Origin of the sequence: Nitrosomonas communis (assembly GCF_024102715.1) — a bacterium.
Classification (GTDB): domain Bacteria; phylum Pseudomonadota; class Gammaproteobacteria; order Burkholderiales; family Nitrosomonadaceae; genus Nitrosomonas; species Nitrosomonas communis_B.
This window is the reverse complement of the sequence record NZ_JAGFJM010000139.1, coordinates 1-2169: the sequence shown is the minus strand read 5'-3', so window position 1 is coordinate 2169 and position 2169 is coordinate 1. Positions and strand designations below refer to the sequence as shown.

General features: G+C 44.3%; 4 protein-coding genes. All 4 read right to left on the bottom strand.

Translation table 11 applies throughout. The annotated features are described in order from the left end of the window. Positions 1–385, bottom strand: a 385-nt coding sequence (locus J5I83_RS13420; protein WP_304056978.1) for a hypothetical protein, incomplete at its 3' end; no start/stop codon positions are given. Positions 386–391: 6 nt separating this feature from the next. Then, positions 392–682: a hypothetical protein gene (locus J5I83_RS13415; protein WP_304056976.1), complete on the bottom strand. Its 291-nt coding sequence runs from the start codon at positions 680–682 to the stop codon at positions 392–394. A gap of 69 nt (positions 683–751) precedes the next feature. Beyond that, on the bottom strand, positions 752–1168 hold the full coding sequence (locus J5I83_RS13410) for a hypothetical protein (RefSeq protein WP_304056974.1): 417 nt from the start codon (positions 1166–1168) through the stop codon (positions 752–754). Then, the coding region (locus J5I83_RS13405; protein WP_304056973.1) for a hypothetical protein at positions 1168–2169 on the bottom strand (1002 nt) is incomplete at its 5' end. The genes J5I83_RS13410 and J5I83_RS13405, both read right to left, overlap by 1 nt.

Sequence of the window (2169 nt, the reverse complement as noted above, 5' to 3'; positions counted from 1 at the left end):
CGAAAGTTGATTCATCACCTGCCGCAATATCTGCCGATGTTTCGATTCGATAAGGATTTCCAAGCGAATCAATAATAGTTCGCCCGGATTCGATGGCAAAAACCTGATTGCCCTTGTTTGCAGCTTTGATTCTCACCCTGGCAGGCGTGGCCTTGCGCACGATACCGCGCATGGCTGCATCTGCCAAAACAGTTGCATCACGCACCTTCTCGAAGGGTTCAGACATAGCCGTTTCGATCTGTGCAGATAACATTGCCAGCATGGTTGCCATGGCATCAAGATGTTGCAGAATGCGCGGATCGCCCGCTTGATAACGTGGCGCAACAGCTGGATAAGCCGCAGTTGAATCTTTGATTGTTTGCTGGAAGTCCGATTTTGTTAGCATGATCTATTACCTCGGAACCTCAATAGCATGCCCGGCCACCTCGATCACTAAATCCAGTCGGTCAGGTGGAGTCTGAACGCCATACAGGTTGACTGAATTAGAAGGTAAAACTTGCAGTACCGGAACATCTTCACGCAGTTTCTGCAATTGCTCTTCCGGTCTTCCGTCAGATTGAGGGAGCTGCAGTAATGACTTTATATCCTGACCGTAGTCGGAGCCGAGGTAAGAGTAGGCAGGGGTACTCAACCAGTGAGTAACCATGTCTTGTATGTCGTTAGATGTGATAGTAGCAGCCATGCGACAATCTTATTTGCATGGCTATGGGGAGAATGGCTGTTTTTCCTGAAAACAGCCGAAAAGATGGGGTTATTGAGCCAGTTTCATGCTTTCCATGTCTGAATCAAGCAATGTCCACATTTCTCCGGTATTAGCATCCAACATGAATTGGTTACTGTGAACCAAGAAAGTATCGAGATACATTGAACGAAACTCATCGGCCATAACTAGTGTTTCTGCATCGGTATTGCCGCGATAGGCATTGCTGATTTCTTCGTCCGATTGCTGGCCATAATTATAGCCGTTACGATTGAGCGCTTCTTTCAGCGCCCACCAGTATGGACCGTAATCACGATATCTCGTGGGGTCTTTTTTTAACCTGCCAGCTATCACGCCCAGGCCAAATCCAAGGAAATCAGACAACCCACGATTAGTCGATAGCGCTTTCTTTCTTTGCTCCACCAGATCACTAATGGCTGATTGATCGAATAAATATTCTGTGAACATTAATACACCCTCATAGTAGCCGGAACGAGTTTTAATTCGTCGGTAAGGTTAGGATATGCTTCAATTAGTTTTGTCCAGGTAATACGACGCACGTTCCATACTTGATTTTTGCCATCCCAGCGATATTTTCCACCGCCATGCATGCCGGCATAAGATTTTATCTTTGGAAAATTGGGCTTGGTATTGCCGCTTATTCCAACAGTCTCGCCAGGATCGCCAGTGCCAACAGGCTCATTGCCTAAACTTGTTTCTGTTGTAGTGGCGCTTGTCGTGATAGCCACTTCGTTTTCTTGAGTAATAGTTGATTGCTGGTTAAGCAATTCTTTTTCTCGTGAAGCGCGATAAAAAACACTCTGCAATGGCTGAGATAACATAGTAACGATATCTTCTGCACTTGCATTGGCATAATCCAGGAAATCAACTTTGCTCATCACAAAATCCTTGAAGGCAGCATTCATATCATCGACTGCAAGCATTTTTGTTTTAAGCAATTCAGTGTCTGTGTCGTAATTGAATTGCTCGTTAATAACTTTTCTCAGCGCCTCCCGATAGAAATAGGCTGAACCAAATTCTTCGGTATCAAGCGGCAATGGCATCTTATTGGCGCGAGCAAAATCAATCACAGCCTGATAAAGAAGAGTGCCATATGAACCATCAATCTGAGCAACTTCCAATTCATAAGCAACAAAAAAGTAGTTATTGTGATCATAAAACTTCACAATGACTGCTTTTTGCTGCTCAAAAATTGCTTTCAAAATAACGCTTTTCTCTGCTTGATCAGGCGTAACAACGACAGGAATGTGGGGGGACGGTAGAACATAATTTCTAACTGAATATTCTTTGATACGTTTAGTGGTACGGAATTGCACTACATCAGGGTTATTCTCACTGAAGTGATTCTTTAGCGTAGCATCCTCAAGTTTTGCCGCATCCATAAGCGCCTGTTGATATCCATTCGCGCCAGGCAAAATGATACTATGTAACAAATCATCTTCGATACT